This is a genomic window from Providencia sp. wls1914, assembly GCF_009706645.1.
In the GTDB taxonomy this organism is placed as follows: domain Bacteria; phylum Pseudomonadota; class Gammaproteobacteria; order Enterobacterales; family Enterobacteriaceae; genus Providencia; species Providencia zhijiangensis.
This window is the reverse complement of the sequence record NZ_WLUN01000016.1, coordinates 458,617-476,429: the sequence shown is the minus strand read 5'-3', so window position 1 is coordinate 476,429 and position 17,813 is coordinate 458,617. Positions and strand designations below refer to the sequence as shown.

At 38.5% G+C, this 17,813-nt stretch carries 15 protein-coding genes and 1 pseudogene; 11 read left to right on the top strand and 5 right to left on the bottom strand.

The window, feature by feature from the left end; all coding sequences use genetic code 11:
- Nucleotides 1–2: 2 nt before the first annotated feature.
- Nucleotides 3–818 carry a septum site-determining protein MinD gene (minD, locus tag GKR74_RS12860; protein WP_154603880.1) on the bottom strand — a complete coding sequence of 272 codons (816 nt, stop codon included), beginning with the start codon at nt 816–818 and terminating at the stop codon, nt 3–5.
- A 23-nt stretch (nt 819–841) separates the two neighbouring features.
- A complete protein-coding gene (gene minC / locus GKR74_RS12855; protein ID WP_154603879.1) occupies nt 842–1,567 on the bottom strand; it encodes a septum site-determining protein MinC in 726 nt (241 codons plus the stop codon).
- A gap of 129 nt (nt 1,568–1,696) precedes the next feature.
- Between minC and GKR74_RS12850 the strand changes: the two genes are divergently transcribed.
- The 8 genes and pseudogenes from GKR74_RS12850 (at nt 1,697) to GKR74_RS12815 (ending at nt 10,782) form a co-directional block, all read left to right on the top strand.
- Nucleotides 1,697–1,966: a YcgL domain-containing protein gene (locus GKR74_RS12850; protein WP_036948197.1), complete on the top strand. Its 270-nt coding sequence runs from the start codon at nt 1,697–1,699 to the stop codon at nt 1,964–1,966.
- 49 nt (nt 1,967–2,015) lie between these two features.
- Complete coding sequence (locus tag GKR74_RS12845; RefSeq protein ID WP_154603878.1) at nt 2,016–3,119, top strand: lytic murein transglycosylase; 1,104 nt, start codon at nt 2,016–2,018, stop codon at nt 3,117–3,119.
- Between the two features lie 20 nt (nt 3,120–3,139).
- Nucleotides 3,140–3,796 (top strand): fumarylacetoacetate hydrolase family protein, encoded by a 657-nt coding sequence (locus tag GKR74_RS12840; RefSeq protein ID WP_154603877.1) that lies wholly within the window; start codon nt 3,140–3,142, stop codon nt 3,794–3,796.
- Between the two features lie 17 nt (nt 3,797–3,813).
- Complete coding sequence (locus tag GKR74_RS12835) at nt 3,814–4,257, top strand: YcgN family cysteine cluster protein (RefSeq protein WP_196231028.1); 444 nt, start codon at nt 3,814–3,816, stop codon at nt 4,255–4,257.
- A 1,669-nt stretch (nt 4,258–5,926) separates the two neighbouring features.
- Nucleotides 5,927–6,502 (top strand): fimbrial protein, encoded by a 576-nt coding sequence (locus GKR74_RS12830; protein ID WP_154603876.1) that lies wholly within the window; start codon nt 5,927–5,929, stop codon nt 6,500–6,502.
- 88 nt (nt 6,503–6,590) lie between these two features.
- Nucleotides 6,591–7,292 carry a fimbrial biogenesis chaperone gene (locus GKR74_RS12825; protein ID WP_132495887.1) on the top strand — a complete coding sequence of 234 codons (702 nt, stop codon included), beginning with the start codon at nt 6,591–6,593 and terminating at the stop codon, nt 7,290–7,292.
- Between the two features lie 8 nt (nt 7,293–7,300).
- Nucleotides 7,301–9,796: pseudogene (locus GKR74_RS12820) on the top strand (fimbria/pilus outer membrane usher protein).
- The gene (locus GKR74_RS12815; RefSeq protein ID WP_154603874.1) at nt 9,766–10,782 is read left to right on the top strand and encodes a fimbrial protein; all 1,017 of its coding nucleotides are present in this window, start codon (nt 9,766–9,768) and stop codon (nt 10,780–10,782) included. Before GKR74_RS12820 ends, GKR74_RS12815 begins: the two are co-directional and overlap by 31 nt.
- Nucleotides 10,783–11,018: 236 nt before the next feature.
- On the opposite strand, the gene GKR74_RS12810 is transcribed toward GKR74_RS12815, so the two are convergent.
- Entirely contained in the window at nt 11,019–11,330 is a 312-nt protein-coding gene (locus GKR74_RS12810; RefSeq protein WP_154603873.1) for a helix-turn-helix domain-containing protein, read from the bottom strand.
- Between the two features lie 624 nt (nt 11,331–11,954).
- Here GKR74_RS12810 and grxB point away from each other — a divergent pair.
- The gene (gene grxB / locus GKR74_RS12805; protein WP_154603872.1) at nt 11,955–12,599 is read left to right on the top strand and encodes a glutaredoxin 2; all 645 of its coding nucleotides are present in this window, start codon (nt 11,955–11,957) and stop codon (nt 12,597–12,599) included.
- A gap of 82 nt (nt 12,600–12,681) precedes the next feature.
- Here grxB and GKR74_RS12800 read toward each other — a convergent pair whose 3' ends face one another.
- The gene (locus GKR74_RS12800) at nt 12,682–13,119 is read right to left on the bottom strand and encodes an META domain-containing protein (protein ID WP_154603871.1); all 438 of its coding nucleotides are present in this window, start codon (nt 13,117–13,119) and stop codon (nt 12,682–12,684) included.
- A 14-nt stretch (nt 13,120–13,133) separates the two neighbouring features.
- A complete protein-coding gene (locus GKR74_RS12795; protein ID WP_154603870.1) occupies nt 13,134–14,132 on the bottom strand; it encodes a 2-hydroxyacid dehydrogenase in 999 nt (332 codons plus the stop codon).
- Between the two features lie 276 nt (nt 14,133–14,408).
- Between GKR74_RS12795 and GKR74_RS18010 the strand changes: the two genes are divergently transcribed.
- Nucleotides 14,409–14,918 (top strand): AAA family ATPase, encoded by a 510-nt coding sequence (locus tag GKR74_RS18010; protein WP_230086648.1) that lies wholly within the window; start codon nt 14,409–14,411, stop codon nt 14,916–14,918.
- 235 nt (nt 14,919–15,153) lie between these two features.
- A complete protein-coding gene (locus GKR74_RS12785; protein ID WP_154603869.1) occupies nt 15,154–17,796 on the top strand; it encodes a YdbH family protein in 2,643 nt (880 codons plus the stop codon).
- Nucleotides 17,797–17,813: the final 17 nt, after the last annotated feature.

The window sequence follows — 17,813 nt, the reverse complement described above, 5'->3', positions numbered from 1 at the left end:
ATTTATCCCCCAAATAGACGCTTTAAGAAGCCTTTTTTCTCTTCTTCAATGAAACGCATAGGGCGATCTTCACCTAAAATACGTTCTACACAGTCGCTATATGCTTGTCCTGCTTCAGAGTCAGAGTCCAGAATGACAGGTTCACCTTGGTTAGATGAACGTAAAACAGACTGATCTTCTGGGATCACACCCACTAATGGAATGCACAGAATTTCCAAAACGTCTTCCATACTCAGCATATCACCACGAGTCACTCGACCTGGGTTATAGCGAGTTAACAATAAACGCTCTTTAATTGGGTCTTGACCTTTTTCTGCGCGGCGTGATTTAGAGGATAAAATCCCTAAAATACGGTCTGAGTCACGAACAGAAGAGACTTCTGGGTTAGTTGTGATAATGGCTTCATCAGCAAAATAAAGCGCCATTAATGCACCACTTTCAATACCGGCAGGAGAGTCACAGATAATAAAGTCAAACGCCATTTCGTTGCTGAGTTCATCCAGAATTTTCTCAACACCTTCACGAGTCAGAGCGTCTTTATCACGAGTTTGTGATGCAGGAAGAATATAAAGGTTTTCAGTGCGTTTATCTTTGATTAACGCCTGATTAAGAGTTGCATCACCTTGGATAACGTTAACGAAGTCATAGACTACTCGACGTTCACACCCCATGATTAGGTCAAGGTTACGCAGACCGATATCGAAATCGATAACTACGGTTTTCTTCCCTTTTTGAGCTAGGCCGGTAGCTATGGCCGCGCTTGAAGTGGTTTTACCAACGCCACCTTTACCTGAAGTAACAACAATTATGCGTGCCATGAATAATTCCTTGTAAATAAGGTCTAATTTAAGTATTCAATATTAAGTTTGTTATCAACTAAACAAAGTTTAGCTGCTTTGGCGAGAAATTCAGTAGGTATCTGATCACTCAACCAATACTCGCCTGCAATGGACACTAGCTCTGCTTGCAAATGAGTACAATAAATCTGGCTTTCCATATCACCAGAGGCACCAGCAAGGGCACGACCTCTCATAACGCCATAGATATGAATATTACCATCTGCTAATAATTCTGCACCTGCACTAACATTACTTGTGACGATGAGATCACTATTTGGCGCATAAATACGCTGACCTGAACGAACAGGAGTATTGATAATACGGGTTTTGCGATAAGCAGATTCGGTAGGAGCAGGTTGCGGGGCAATATCAGATTTCGCAAAAGAGACGTCATCCGTTGAAGGTTCTGGCGCTTTTTTGCTTTTACCTTCAATAAGCACTGGCAAGCCCGCTTCATTGATCTTTTGTCTTAACAGTGGATCAGTACAACCACTGACGCCCACAATTCGAAGACCAGCAGAAACAATCGCTTTGTGAATACTGTACATATCCGCGTGGTGAGTTAATTCTGCAACATTAATAACAACAGGGGCATTTTTAAGAAAATCAGGAGCCTGATTGACCTTGTCTTGCAGCGCTTTTTTGATGAGTTTAGGCTCTTCACTGTGTAAGTGAATGACTGAAAGAGTAAAACTGCTGCCTTTAAGTTCTATTGGCGATTGTGGCATCTATCTAGACTCAGCAAATTAAAATTTCCGAAACAATCCTCGGGTGAAGATACTCAGTAAAACAATAGCATGTTATAGTTACTGCATACTTCAAGCAAGCTTACGAACCAAGAAAAAGAGTTAAATATAATGATTTGTGCAATTTATAGAAGCCCGAACCGTGATCAAACTTATTTATATGTCGAGAAGAAAGATGACTTTTCACGCGTTCCAGAAGAACTCCTCAAGCAATTTGGCAAACCACAGTTTTCAATGTTAATTTCATTGGATAAACGTGAAAAGCTGGCAAATGCGGACATTGAGCGAGTTCGAGCTGACCTTCAAGACGTTGGTTACTACTTGCAATTCCCACCTCCGGTTGAAAATTTACTTTCTGAATATCGCGAATTAAACGACTAAGATAATTTAGGATGATCCTTAAAAAGCCATTATCGTCAGGAGGATAAAAATGAAGCCAACGTTATTATATACATTAGTCGCTGGTGTGCTTTTAGCAAGTTGTAGTGCTCCACAGACTCAAAAAGCTGCAACTCAAGCAAACGAAACTCGAATTCTGACAATGGCACAAGAAGCTGCGATTGAGAAAGAAGTTATCGCGCTAGATAAAGCTTTTCCAATTGAGCAACGTGAACCTTCACAATTCCCCGCTTATGTGGATTTGCTGAAACAACATGCTGCGGCTCAAGGTATCAAACAATCTACGATTGATCGTGGCTTTGCTAACATTTATTTCCTTGAACGTGTCGTAAAAGCGGATAAAGGGCAACCTGAAAAACGCGCAACAGTGACGTTAGCCAGCTATTTAAAAAATGTCTTACCACAATCTCGTATTAATGCGGGTGTTGAAAAGTACTATGAAAACCAAGCGGTATTAAACGCAATTAGCCAAAAATATGGCGTGCCGCCCCAATACATTGTCTCTTTATGGGGACTCGAAAGTGGTTTTGGTCGTTCACAAGGTAAAGAAGATGTGATTTCAGCGCTTGCCACACTCTCTTTTGAAGGGCGTCGTGAAGCACTGTTTAGTAAGCAATTATTAGCAGCATTGGAAATCATGGATAAAGGCTATATCCCAGAAGATCAGCAACTGAAAGGTTCATGGGCTGGAGCGATGGGGCAGAGCCAATTTATGCCAACTTCTTATTTATCCTATGCCGCAGATGGTGATGGTGACGGTAAAATGGATATTTGGAATAACAAAGCCGATGTCTTTGCTTCAGTTGCCAATTATTTATCCACCGAAGGGTGGCAAGCTGCATTACCATGGGGCTATCAAGTTTCACTACCTGCTGATTTTAACCGTAGTTTAGAAGGGGTTAAAACGGAACAAGGGAAAACCGTTCAGGAGTGGGAAAAATTAGGGGTTAAATTACCTGCATTTTCCCAACTTTCGCCAGATGTGAAAACATGGGTGGTTATTCCTGATGACCCTGAAGGTCGAACATTCTTAGTGACCCAAAACTTCCGCACGATTATGCATTGGAATCGTTCATATTATTTCGCATTAAGTGTTTGTATGATGGCGGATGGCATCGCTGCAAAAATACAATAACGATAATAGGAGTTACCGACATGTATCAACATCGCGACTGGCAAGGTGCTTTATTAGATTTCCCTGCCAATAAAGTAGTTTGTGTGGGCAGTAACTATGCCAAACATATTAAAGAAATGGGTTCAGCACTACCTGAGGAGCCTGTCTTATTTATTAAGCCGGAAACTGCCCTGTGTGATGTGAACCAACCAATTGTTATTCCTAAAGAATTGGGCTCAGTTCACCACGAAGTTGAGATGGCGATTTTGATCGGTATGCCTCTTAAAAATGCGGATGAAGATAGGGTTGCTCGTGCAATCGCCGGTTATGCGGTAGCACTTGATTTGACCCTAAGAGACTTACAGGCAAAGTTTAAGAAAGCAGGGCAGCCATGGGAAAAAAGCAAAGCTTTTGATGGTTCATGCCCGATTTCTGGATTTATTCCCGTCAGTGGTACCAGTGACCTGCAAAATATGTCACTGAGTTTAGAAATCAACGGCGAGGTTCGTCAGTCTGGCTCGACCCGTGATATGATCACGCCAGTTTTACCGCTAATTAGCTATATGTCCCGTTTCTTTACCCTACGTCCTGGGGACGTTATTTTAACCGGAACACCGGAAGGTGTGGGGCCATTGGCTTCTGGGGATATGTTAAAGCTAACGATTAATGATAATTCACTGACCACTAGAGTCATTTAAGTATAGGATTTTGCAGTATTATGTCTCAGTTTTTCTGGCAGGTTAAAACCTTAGATGAAATGACCGATGAAGAGTGGGAGTCTCTCTGTGATGGATGTGGGCAATGCTGCTTGCATAAATTAATGGATGAAGACACCGATGAGATCTATTTCACTAATGTGGCTTGCAACCAGTTAAATATTAAAACCTGTCAGTGCAGACATTATGCAGATCGTTTCAAATATGAAGCGGATTGCATAAAACTGACTCGGGATAATCTGGAAACATTTGCTTGGTTACCAAGTACCTGCGCATACCGCTTGTTAATGGAAGGAAAACCGCTTCCTGCTTGGCATCCATTGAAAACCGGTTCAAAAGCTGCAATGCATAATGAAGGTATCTCAGTTCGCCATATCGCAGTACGAGAAATTGATGTGGTAGAGTGGGAAGACCATATTATGAACCGACCAAACGACAGATAATGCATCACTAATCGACTCTTCTAAAAACCCGCTTCATTGATACTGAGCGGGTTTTTTTATCTCACGCCCTCAGCTAGATCCAACGCCATTAATTCGATGAAAAACGACAAATTGAATGAAAAACAACCAATCTTAATAGCCTGTCAAGATCTTTTGTTAAGAAGAAGATATTTGCACTTTGTGGATCCTATTGAAATTGATTACTGATAAATGAGAACAAATTTGATTTATATTTAGCAATATTTGAATGTTAAATATTCTTTAATAAAAAGTAGAGTGATATTTAAATAATATTCAGTCAGCCTAATTCACACGCATGGTGATTTTAAGTGCTATTTCATAGCATATTGAAATAATATACTTTTCCTGTCCTATTTCGCTCAAATATCTTATTGTCATTGAAGAACTAATTTAATGAGTCAATGTTATCGAAATAGAACTATGATTAACGTTATTGTCACGTTAGTTCACTGAAAAGATGAGTAGAATAGATAGTGTTAAAATCGATTAGCACTTAGCTTTAAATGCTTTTTTGTTCAAAATGAAGACATAAGGTAAATCAAAAACTCACAAAATGCGTTTTTAGGAATATTCCTAATATGCATTTTTTAGGCAATTTTTATAAATTTGGTCGAATTGTTATTTTTGAAAAATAACCTTATATATCACTGAATTACGTAAATATGTCAAATTTTGACGCAGATCAAGTTTTTGGCTAAAAAGTACCACTTATTTAGTATTGTTAGATCAGAAATGATTATTTCCGCTTACATAGCCTCATACCTTGATACTCTTAATAAGATTAAATTGTCAAAGCCTTATTATATGATAGGAGCATTATCTTGCGGTATTTATGATTTTTTATCATAAATATTTTCCCTGCCTCTTTACCGCATTTTTTCTATTCCCTCTATGATAGTGTTAGTCACTAAGAAATTGTTGTTATATAACTTTTTACTTCAACCTAAGGCGCAATAAAGTTATAGATAATTCTTTTACTCTTATTGAGAGTTAATTGGATATTGGAATAATAATTCGATATTTAATTTTATTTATTGGCAAATGTTTCAATATGAACATTGAGTAATTCAATAAGAATAATTTATCAATTACGTATTTTTAACACGTATGGAGTGAATTCATTTTGTAATCAAAAGAATAGAAAAAGTGTCTAAATGTAAATAAAAATACAAAATTTAACTTATATCGCAAATTTAAAATGTTCACAAAAATCTCATATATCTTATAAAAACAAAATTAAATGTTATATGTTTAAATTTATTCTTTGCAACTATCTTATTTGACCTCTAAATATGACTTATTAAGTGTAATTAATATATTGAATATTTCGATTAATAGATCGTTTGCAATAGATTGAGCCTATCAAAATGTTAATAAGCTAAGGTAAAAACGATTTAATGACACATAAGTTTTTATGTATTCTTTGCTTCGAATTAGTGGTCATACAACTTGTTGGTCAAAAAACAGATATCACTGAGCTATTGCTTATGTGCGCATTACGGTGATCCGTTGAAGCTCTAAATATGCTGATTTCTGGCTGTATTTTAATACGGTCGGGCTCTGTTTTTGCTGTTACCCAAGAATGAATAAAAGACCTCTTAATAATTTGTATAAGCAATAAATAAAAAACTCATCTTAGGAATTGAAAATGAAAAAAGTTTTACTGACTGCTATCGCAGCAACAGTTCTTGGTTTCACAACAGCAAATGCAGCAACTTCAGTTGGCGGTGGCCAAGTTAACTTTAACGGTAAAGTTATGGATGTTTCTTGTAACGTTTCCGTTGATGGTCAAGGCAGCGATGCAACTGTGTATTTAGCACCTGTTTCTTTACAAGAAGTTAAAAACGGCGGCGCTAACACTATTTTAAAACCAAAAACTTTTGCTATTGAAATCAGTGATTGTGCACAAAGCGGCAAACCTGTTACTGATACTGCAGCTTTAGGTGTGCGTTGGACTGGTGGTAACTTAGCCGCTAATACTAACGGTAGCTTAGCTAACACTGTTGTTAACGGCGCTAAAAACATCCAATTAGCACTGTCTACTGACGGCGAAAAAACCACTAAAATTTTCCCAGGTCAAGCAAGCCAACCAAAAGCAATTGGTGAGAAAAACGGTAGCAATACCCGTTTCACTTACTATGTTGGTTACTCTACAGCAACTCCTGACACTGTAAGCGCGGGTGAAATCCAAAGCTACGCGACTTACGAAATTACTTATAACTAATTTTTCAGTCAGTTTTTATCGGCATTTTCGATAAAAGCATGAGTTAGTAAGCGGTGGGTTAACTGCCGCTTTTTGCTTTGAGGCCCACATGAAAGCCATTCTATTTAGTCTTTGCTTACTGTCGAGTGTGACAGCATTTGCAAATAACATCATCGTTAACGGTACTCGTTTTGTTTATCCTAGCGATGAAAAAGAAATCACTATCCAATTAAATAATACGGCTGACCGTCCTGCTATGGCCCAAACATGGCTTGATACAGGTGATGCATCTGAAACACCTGATACCATTAAAACGCCATTTCAACTCACGCCGCCGATTTCCCGAATTGAAGCAAAAGGTGGGCAAACCATCCGCATTAAGCTAATGGATAAATCCGCCTTACCGCAAGACAGAGAATCCTTATGGTGGCTGAATCTGTTAGATATTCCACCAATGGTCAAAAATAAAGCAGAAGAAAATCAAAATGTGCTGCAATTGGCTATTCGTTCTCGTTTTAAATTTTTCTATCGCCCATCAGGCCTAGGTAGTCGCGAGCTTGCTCCTGAACAACTCGTTGTTAAAGCAGATGGCAGCAAACTTAATATCGGCAACCCGTCGCCATACTTTATTACTATTACAAAAATTTCTACTGATGGTTCTAACGGATTGAATAATGAAACAATTTTTTTAGAGCCTAAAAGCCAGTCGACGGTGACGCTCAAGCGTGCACTGACGTCAGGAACTAAGATTATTATTAACAATATCAATGATTACGGCTCAGATGTAGCGGTAAAAACTACCGTTAAATAGGATTTAGAATGAAGCAGAGAGAGTTAAAAAATAAATATACAAACTTACTCTCAGTGACAGGTTTAGTCACAGTCTGTGCTTTACCGTCGTTTTATGCTTGGAGTGAAGAAGATACCACGTATGAATTTAACAGCGGTTTCATTATAGGTAGTCAAGAAAACGTTGATTTTGACAGATTTAATACGACAGGGATCGGCCCAGGAAAATATTCCGTTGATGTGTATACCAATGGGAGTTGGAAAGGGCGATACGACCTTGATTTCGTCGCAAAAGAAAATGGACAGTTAGGAACCTGCTATACCCCAGCTCTGTTATCTGACTTGGGTATTAATGTCGAAAAATTTGCACCGACGGCGAAACCCGATAGTAAAGAGTGTCTTTTTTTAACTCAGTGGAATAGTGACCCTGATGTTAGCGACACATTTCATTCATCAACGTTACGAGTTGATATTTCTGTTCCTCAAATTTATGAGCAGAAATCATCTCGTGGCTATGTCTCTGAACAATTCTGGGAGACAGGGATCCCTGCATTGAATTTGGGCTATATGAGTAACTATTATGATAGTCACTCAAACGGCAACAATAATGCGAGTGCTTATCTCGGATTAAATGCAGGATTAAGCTATGACGGTTGGTTATTAAAGCATATTGGAAATTTAAATTGGCAACGTAAAGAGGGTGCTAATTGGCACAGTAACCAAACCTATTTACAACGTCCTATTGTTGGCTTGAAGTCTAAGGCAACCGCTGGTCAGTTTTATACTGACGGGGATATGTTTGACAGTATCAGTTTATTAGGGGCTAAAATTGCCACTGACGATACGATGTATCCTGATAGCATGAGTTCTTTTGTACCTGAAATTCGTGGTGTTGCACAAAGCAATGCCCTTGTTACCGTCAAACAGAATGATGTCGTTATTTATCAAACCTCGGTTTCACCAGGGCCATTTAACCTCAATGATGTGTACCCATCTGGTTATGGTAATGACCTTGTCGTGACTATTAAAGAGGCCGATGGAAGTGAGTCTTCTTTTAGTGTGCCTTACACGTCGATGGCGCAGTTACTACGTCCCGGTTATACCCGTTATCAACTGTCAGGCGGTAAATCAGATGCTAAAGGTATCAGTAACCAACCGTTTATTATGCAAGGTACTTTGCAGCATGGTTTAAATAACACTTTCACACTGTATGGTGGTGTCACGGCATTTGATGACTATCAGGCTTATTTGCTAGGTGCGGGTGTGAATACGGTTATTGGTGCGGTTGCTGTCGATGTTACCCAATCAAGAACGGTATTCAATCAAAAAACGGATATGGGGCAAAGTTACCGTTTTACTTTCAACAAGTTATTTTCTGATACTGACACAAACCTTGTGCTAGCGGCATACCGTTATTCAACAGAAGATTATTACAGTCTTTCTAATGCGATTTACACGATTGATGCGGATAAGAAAGGAATAGATAGCTCATTAGGGCGTGAGAAAAACGGTTTTAGCTACACAATTAACCAAAATTTACCGTACGACTTAGGAAGTTTCTATTTTACTGGACGTATTTCAAGTTATTGGAACCGTAGCGGTATCGAAAAACAGTATCAATTAAATTACAACAACCAATTTGAACGCTTTTCGTATGGCATCTCATTTATGCGAGTCTATTCAGATAATACGCAAAGAACGCAAGATGACCGTGTGAGCTTAAATGTGAACTTCCCTCTCTATTTCGGGGATCGCAATTACGCTGCCATTACCTCAAACACCATCTTTAATAATGATAAATTTGGTTCTTCACAAGTGGGCGTTAATGGATCATTTGATACAGAAAATAATTGGACTTATGGTTTAAATACGTCGTTTGAAGAACACGGTAATAGTAACTTTGCACTGAACACGGGATACCAAACTTCAGTTGTGAATACGAATGCTAACTACAGCCAAGGTAATGGTTATCGCCAATATGGTGCTTCAGCTAATGGATCAATGGTGGTGCATGCTGGTGGAGTCACGTTCTCGCCAAATACCTCTTCAACGATTGCATTAATAGAAGCGAAAGGCGCGGAAGGGGCTTCTGTCATGGGTTCACAGAATACCAAAATTGATAGCCATGGGTATGCGTTAGCGCCTTATGTTCGTCCTTATCGTATTAATAATGTCGACATTGACCCGAAAGGTAGCCCAGAAGACATCGTATTTAATAGCACCACTGCGCAAGTTGTACCGTATGAAGGTAGCGTCGTAAAAGTTGTTTTTGATACGAAAGTTGAGAAAAACGCGGTGTATAGCGTGGTTAGACCAAACAATAAAGCGCTGCCATTTGGTGCCAATGTTTTGGATCCTCAAGGGAATTACATTGGTGTTGTAGGGCAAGGTGGTACCGTTTTTATCAGTAATAATGAATCTAAACTTGCGACAGTGAAATGGGAAGGCGGCGAGTGCTCGTTCCCATTAACGGCGGAAAACAGTCAGGAGAGTCTATGTCAATGATCAAAAAATGGCGCTGGCTAATTGGTGCTGGTGTTCTCCTTACTACTCAGTATGCATTAGCTTTTGGGTATGCAGATGTTTGTTATCGCAAGAATGTAAGACCAATAGATCTCAATATGACTTTAGGCAATGTTGTTGTTGATCCAAACCTTCCTGTTGGAGGGGTTATTATGAGAAAACAATGGCCTATGCGTACTAATGGCTATCAATCGTATTTAACATGCTATGGAACGAATGCGCTTCAAGCTGAAGTGGTGATGGGCGGCTTGCGTCATTTAGGTGATGGCGTTTATCAATCCAGTATCCCAGGGATAGGAATGAAGTTTGAACGTGGTGGAAACCAAGTCAATATTCTCTATCCCGGTACTCATACGATTTACGGCGGGCGAAATGGTGTAAGCGTATACCTTGAAAACTCAACGTTCACATTAACGTTGATAAAAACTGCACGAAAAACAGGTTCTGGCACAATTGCTAATGGGCAGTACACCGAATATGGTTACAAACATAATACGGATCCGCTAATTCGGACGTATCTACAAGGAAATGCAATCACCATTGTATCGCCATCTTGCTTAATCAATGGTGGACGAGAACAGAATGTGACACTCGCGCCGATAAAACGCAATCAATTGACCGCTTATCAAGCACCTGTGGGAGAAATTGATTTTGATATTACCATGGAGTGTAACGGTGGTATTACCTCTTCAGGCTTAACTACATTTAATATTGATTTTCGTGGAAATGCTTCGGCTAGTGATGTTAATGGTGTATTAAGAAATGAAGAAGCTGGAACTAATGGTGCAAAGGGTGTTGGTATTCAAGTGATAGAAAGAAGTAGTAAAGCACCATTAAGTTTTACTCATAGTTATAAAGTAGGTACCGTAGTGAATAATCAAGATGATTTGTTAATTTTTCCTTTAACAGCTCGATACTTTCCTTATGAAAGAGCGATTTCGGCAGGTGATGTTCGGTCGCATTTGGTTTTCAATGTAACCTACGATTAAAAATTACATTAATTTCCTATAATGAATCGCATATTTTTAATGAAAGATATGCGATTTTTTATTTTTAAATTAATACTGGTCAGTGGTGTGAGGTCGGATGTTTTATTATATATATAATATGCAATTTTAATTTTTAGAGAGAAATAAAAAATACCCAGGAAGCTAATTTTAATCGATAAAGATTAATTACTACATTAGCCTTAGCTGGGTATTTTTAGATAATCAAAAAAAGATTATTATGCGTGATGTTTAGATGGAATAATTACACTTTCTGCTGCGTATTGTAATTCTCTATTCGGAATATCGAATGAATGGTCATCGTTATTATTAATTTCACTTTTATAACCGTTAAAGAACCATTCGATGGGGCACATTAAAATCTCAGAAATATCAAGCAGATGGTCGATTGGGATCTTGTTAATACCATTTTCATACCGCGATATTTGCTGCTGACTTAAATGTAACTTATTTGCTAGATTTGCGCCTGACAAGCCTAGCTCTTTTCTCCGGTTTTTTATTCTAAGACCAATGACACTATGAATGTCCATATGACATACTCAACTTATTATTAAGGTTATTATCAGTCGTTTTCACTATATATTATATTAAATTACAAGCTGGTTTAAAAGCTAATAATTAAATTTAACGTCAAATTAAAGTGTTTAACTTTCAATGATAGTCTTTCATTTAATGATAGTCATATTAAAAAGTTTGACGCTTGTTGCTGTAATGCCATTTTGAATATTCTGAATTAAAATTACAATAAGAATATCCCGCTAGAATTATGCGGTTAAACCTGTCTGTTTAATAAAATCGACATTTTCTTATTTGTAAGTCAATTGTTTAATATATTGATTAGTTTAGTTAAATTATTCCATTTTGGAACTTTTTGGTTGGTTAGGAGATATTCTGTATTTCCCACCTCCTTAATAATTATTTATTTTGAATATAAATGGAAATATAAATTAATGAATTTAAAATACAATATTGTGATTTATTGGTGAATTAAAATTTAATTTGTATTTTTTTTATTTTATTTTTATTGTCAAATATAACTAAATTCATTATATGAAATAATAAAAAAGAAATTTCTTTAACGCTACACTAAGTATAAATATCAAGTATACTTGAGTTAACTTAATTCGCTTTATCACTGAGTGTGCGAGGGTAACATGAAACTGTATATCTATGATCATTGTCCATTTTGTGTTCGTGCCAGAATGATTTTTGGCTTAAAAAAAGTTGCGGTAGAAGAAGTTATTTTGTTGGATAACGATATCGAAACCCCAACACGTATGATAGGGCGCAAAATGGTACCTATTCTAGAGAAAGAAGATGGTAGCTATTTACCTGAGAGTTTAGATATTGTGCGTTATGTTGACCAATTAAGTGAACCCCGTTTAGCAGCAGGAGAAATTAGCCCTGAAATTGATAGCTGGTATAAAGCAGTTTCTTCGACGGTATCTAAATTAGTGACACCACGTTTTACTGAATCTGAATTTCCTGAGATAGCGACAGAGGCGGCTAAAACCGCATATATCCAGCGTGTTAGCAAGTTTCATGGGGATGATTTATCCGTACTGCGTAAAGAAACGCACACGCTGTTGATTGAGTTAGAGCCGCATATGGATCTATTAGATGTATGGCTAGAAAAGCGTAGCAAAGCACTTGTGGATATTAACGACTTTATTATCTTCCCTGTGTTGCGTAGCTTAAGTATCGTGAAAGAAATAGGTTTTAGTACCACAATTCATGACTATATGGATCGCACATCAAAAGCGACGGGAATTAATTTGTTATTCAGCCAAGCTAAGTAGCCTTTAACGGATAGCAATAGAATAAGATAAAAAAACCGCCAGATTAAAAATGGCGGTTTTTTATTTTGTAATAAGGGCAGAATTACTGCATATAATCACTCAAGGCATAAACAAGTTTATAATGCCCTTGTGTCAACGTTAAATGATCTTTGGTTAATGTTACTGTTGCTCCATTTTTCAGCATACGGTTAATTAAGCTATCCCATCGTGAAAGATCCTCATCTACGCACTCTAATTCTGTTTTACTTAATGTTTTAACTTTTAATGTTGCATTATTAATTGTGCCCATTCCGTTAAAGTCATTACACATAGAAGCGGAGACAAACAATTTTTCACCGAATGAAATGGACGGTGCGGTCTGTTTTTTAGTAATGCGCTGACCATCCACTTCAGTTAAGACAAAATTATGATGCATCAACTGCTGCTCAAGGGATTGCTGACTGCTACCCGCCTTGACTTGATGGGTTTGGCAAGCGGCAAGTAACAAACCAAAGAGAGTGAGCGGGATCAATCTTTTCATGATGCAAGATCCTGCTATGGCTTCACAACGTTCGGGCAGTTCTCGCCACGACTGATTTGCTGAATATTACTCAGTGTTGTTAAGCTGATACTTGTTAAGGCTTCTTCAGTTAAAAACGCCTGATGACCAGTAAATAAGACGTTATGGCAAGAAGACAATCGGCGGAAGATATCATCTTGAATCACATCATTAGATTTATCTTCAAAGAATAAATCTCTTTCATTCTCATACACATCCATGCCTAATGCGCCAATTTTTTGGGATTTAAGTGCATTAATAGCAGCCGCAGAATCGACTAAAGCTCCACGGCTGGTATTGATGATCATCACGCCCGATTTCATGCGATTAAATGCATTTTCATCCAGTAAATGGTGGTTCTCCGGTGTTAAAGGGCAGTGCAGAGAAATAACATCGGATTCCCGATATAATGTGTCTAAATCGACATACTCGGCACCCAGATCAAGGACGGCTTGGTTAGGGTATGGGTCATGAGCCAGTAAGCGCATCCCAAAACCTTTTAAAATTCGTAGTGTGGCTTGGCCAATTTTGCCCGTACCAATAATACCAGCAGTACGGTTATGCATATTAAAGCCAGTTAAACCTTCAAGAGAAAAGTTAGCATCCCGAGTGCGTTGATACGCGCGATGAATACGGCGATTCAAACATAGCATCATACCAACCGCATGTTCTGCAACAGCTTCAGGAGAATAAGCGGGAACGCGAACGACTTGGATGCCCAACTCATTGGCGGCATCTAAATCAACATTATTAAAGCCGGCGCAGCGTAACGCGAGAATATGCACATCGAGAGCAGCGAGCTCTTCCAGCACAGCACGGTTCGCTTCATCATTAACAAAAATGCAGACTGCATCAGCACCGACGGCGTTTTTAGCCGTCTGAACAGTTAATGGAAAATCAAAGTATTCAATATTAAAATTAAACTCTGATTGTTGGTTGACCTGTTCCATATGTTTGCGATCATACTGTTTGGTGCTATAGGAAACAATTTTCATCAGAGGAACTCCATAATTTATAGGAACCAATAAATGACAAAGTGTAGGTAAAATAAACAAACCTACAAAAATATGCGTTCAGAATAAGACAATTAGTGATGTAAATCACCTCTAAATTAAGAAAATATCTTACTGTTTACGTTTGATTTTCGTTTGCTCACTATCTTTAACAAAGACGGCCATTTTTAGTGTTAAAATAATGCAACTGTTAAGTTTTATTTTTCTTCTTTTACAGAATAGATTGGTTTTAAAGAATAAAGAAAGTTAAGGAGCAGCGTGAAAATTTGCATTATTGGTATATCGGGAGCAGGAAAAACAACGCTCGCTCAAAAGTTATCGGAAGAATTTAGTCTCCCCGCATATGGTTATGATGAAATTTATTGGGATAAAACCCAAACGGAGTACGTTAAAAATACGCCGGAAACTATGAAGTCGCTGATTTCGGAGATCAAATCTAAAGAAAGCTGGATAATGGAAGGCTCTTATGACAAGCGTTTAGCGCCTTTTTTTGCCGATAGCTCATTAATTATTAGGCTCAACATTCCTTATCGAGTTTGCGCGTATCGGATCATTAAACGCTTTTTAATATCGCAATTAAAGGGTGTGCGACCAAAAGAAACCTTCATGAATATGATAGAGCTACTGCGTTTCGCAAAGCAATTTGATCAGCGATTGGATGATTTTTTTGCAGCTAATCCGATGTTTGCCGAAAAAGTGAAGGTTGTGCATGATGCACAATCATGTTTTCATGAAATTACCAACCATGCAACATCGCATAATCATTAAGAACTGACTGAAAATAATGAAGTAACAGAATGAACGGATAGGGTTAAGTTGTTCATTTCTGCTTTAAAAGATTAGAATATATTTATCTAAATAGAGAAAGTTATTATGGATATGACCTACATTGCAATGCAAGTTGTCGGACTGCTCGTTCCGATGCATCCTTTCGCTTTATTTTCGTCCATCTCATCAATGGTATTTATTGTTGCCTCATGAAGATGGTACTTAGAGAATATTCATGAAACGGGCAATAAAAATACTGTTTTTCTTATTAGGGGTGAGTGTTGTGCTCCTAATCATATTATGGACAACATTAACCCGTTGGGCGCCCGTTGTTGCTAAACATTTTTTACCCACACCAGTGACACTGTCACTTTCTGAACCACAACTTGTTAATCATCAAATTAGATTCCCGAGTGTGGGATTAAGTGCAAATAATTGTTCTCTTGCAACAGTAACGGATGCCCGAATCTCTTTTTTCCCGATTAGGGCCAAAGTTGATGGGCTTGATGTTAATGCGGAATGTTTGGATGGAATCAAAACGAGTGAGGAGTCACCAAGTTCTCCTATAAACATCACCGAGATACTGGATGCTATCCCTCAATTTTCACTCGTCATTGATAAGATCACACTGCATTCTTGGGAGCAGTATCAAGGTAGTTTATGGTTACGCAGTACCGCTGATTCTCCACTTATGTTGGATTATCAAGGGAAAAATGTACGGGTTTCTTCTTTTGTTAATTCGCAAAATCAACTGATTGTGCAGCAATTTTCGGCAACATTACCTCAGAGCACATTAGCGTTAGAAGAGTTGCAAGCTCTGGATCAAAATAAGCCACAAGAAGAGCCTCAACATATTGAATTAACAGCGCAATTGGCTTTACCTCTGACGACGGCTCAACTGCCCGAAACGGGAGATATCGAAGCCCAATTTAAGCTTATTGAGTTAAATAAACGCTTAAATACAAAACTGCATTGGCAGCGCGATCAAGGCTTACTGACCGTTACAGATCTTGAGCAGCAACAAGAATTATTCCATCTTCCATGGCAGGTTTCATCATCACAAGTGACCGTAACGGATGGGCAATGGCGCTGGAATGATGGACAAATTCCACTTCATGGTGGAATTGCATTTCAAATTGATAACTGGAATCAAACCCTGAGTGAGTTTGTGGTTTCAGGACGTTTGAACATGTTGACTGATGCGAAAAAAGGAAAAGCTAACTTAGTCCTTACGCTTGAGCCTAGTCGTATCAATCTCCTCGATGCGGATATTGATTTTAGACTCAACGGTCAAGTGAAATACGATGACATGGTACTGGATATCAATTTGCCAGCGAAAATTGCAGGCCAGTTGGTTTCACCCACCGTCGCATTTATGCCTGGTTCGTTATTGAGAGCCTATGGGCGGGTTTCACCGACGATTCTGTTACGAGAAATACGCTTACCTTTGGCGGGTACCCGGTTAAATGCCGAAGGAATTTCGGGGCGCTTACAAGCAATTTTAAAGGTAAAAGAACAATATTGGGGTGACTTTGATATTCATCTCGATGGCAGTGCGAATAAGTTTAATATTGATAAAGGTAAATGGTTCTGGAATTACTGGGGTAATGCTCAGCTGCCTGCGTTAGCGGCTCGTTGGGATGTTAAAGGCAACGGCAGTTGGCAAGATACACAATTAACGCTCAATAGCTTAAATACGGGATTTGACCAAATTAAATATGGTTTACTCTCCATGTCTGCTCCACGTCTTAAATTGACATCCCCGTTGGTTTGGCAGCGTGATCACGCAAAAGCGGATTTTTATGGCGCATTACAATTAACCAGTAATCGAATGTTATTTGGTGTAGATAGCTATTTGCCTAAAATTACGGCAAATGCGGAACTTAAGGGTACATCCCCAGCCAGTTTTCAGTTGAAAGGGGATTTAAGTACCCGACAAGTAGGGCCTATTGTTATATTTGGACGCTGGGACGGTGAACGTCTGCGTGGTGAAGCACGTTGGCCGGAGCAGTCAGTTAAAGCATTTCAGACATTAATTCCGAAAGACCTAGGTATTGAATTACGTGAAGGTAAACTATTTTCTCAAGCTGCTTTTTCCATGACTCCAGAAAATGGTTTTATTGCTGGTGGACATTGGCGAGTGCAAAATACGAGCTTATGGATGAAGGATGGTGAGCTTAATGGTTTGGATTTTGTCTTACCGTGGAAATTACATAATAGTACGTGGACATTAGGTGAGAAATCACCCGTTGAATTACGCATTAAGCACGTCTCGAATTTGTTTGAATTCACCGATATCAAAGCGGATTTATCAGGAACGTATCCGCCAACGAAGACTCATCCGATCCAGCTTAGCAATGTTGGTTTTAAAATGTTAGGCGGGGAAATCAATCTCGATTTACTGCGCTGGCCACAAAATAAACCGGCAACAATTAGTGTTCATCAAGTGGAGCTTAGCGAGCTATTCACAAAACTAAAAGTTTCACAATTTGCTGTTTCTGGTCGAGTAAATGGTGAGTTGCCATTTTACCTTAATAATCCTGATTGGATTATTAAAGGGGGATGGATGGAAAATAACGGGCCTTTGACATTACGCTTAGATACCAATTTTGTGGAGTCTATTGCCAAAGATAATATTTCAGCAGGATCGGCGATTGGATGGCTACAATATCTTGAAATTCAACGCAGTCGTACCGATGTGAATGTCACAAACTTGGGATTACTCACCATGTCGACTATTCTTGAAGGGTATAACACTAAAGAAGCCAAGAAGCGTGAAGTTCACTTAAATTATCACCATGAAGAGAATATTTTTCAGTTATGGCGCAGTTTACGTTTTGGTACTGGCTTAGAAGAATGGCTCGAAAAGAATATATAAAAGGGAAAAGGACTAAC

Coding starts and splice junctions, on each gene's coding strand:
- minD (WP_154603880.1), bottom strand. CDS start 818: ATGGCACGCATAATTGTTGTTACTTCAGGTAAAGGTGGCGTTGGTAAA.
- minC (WP_154603879.1), bottom strand. CDS start 1,567: ATGCCACAATCGCCAATAGAACTTAAAGGCAGCAGTTTTACTCTTTCA.
- GKR74_RS12850 (WP_036948197.1), top strand. CDS start 1,697: ATGATTTGTGCAATTTATAGAAGCCCGAACCGTGATCAAACTTATTTA.
- GKR74_RS12845 (WP_154603878.1), top strand. CDS start 2,016: ATGAAGCCAACGTTATTATATACATTAGTCGCTGGTGTGCTTTTAGCA.
- GKR74_RS12840 (WP_154603877.1), top strand. CDS start 3,140: ATGTATCAACATCGCGACTGGCAAGGTGCTTTATTAGATTTCCCTGCC.
- GKR74_RS12830 (WP_154603876.1), top strand. CDS start 5,927: ATGAAAAAAGTTTTACTGACTGCTATCGCAGCAACAGTTCTTGGTTTC.
- GKR74_RS12825 (WP_132495887.1), top strand. CDS start 6,591: ATGAAAGCCATTCTATTTAGTCTTTGCTTACTGTCGAGTGTGACAGCA.
- GKR74_RS12815 (WP_154603874.1), top strand. CDS start 9,766: ATGTCAATGATCAAAAAATGGCGCTGGCTAATTGGTGCTGGTGTTCTC.
- GKR74_RS12810 (WP_154603873.1), bottom strand. CDS start 11,330: ATGGACATTCATAGTGTCATTGGTCTTAGAATAAAAAACCGGAGAAAA.
- grxB (WP_154603872.1), top strand. CDS start 11,955: ATGAAACTGTATATCTATGATCATTGTCCATTTTGTGTTCGTGCCAGA.
- GKR74_RS12800 (WP_154603871.1), bottom strand. CDS start 13,119: ATGAAAAGATTGATCCCGCTCACTCTCTTTGGTTTGTTACTTGCCGCT.
- GKR74_RS12795 (WP_154603870.1), bottom strand. CDS start 14,132: ATGAAAATTGTTTCCTATAGCACCAAACAGTATGATCGCAAACATATG.
- GKR74_RS12785 (WP_154603869.1), top strand. CDS start 15,154: ATGAAACGGGCAATAAAAATACTGTTTTTCTTATTAGGGGTGAGTGTT.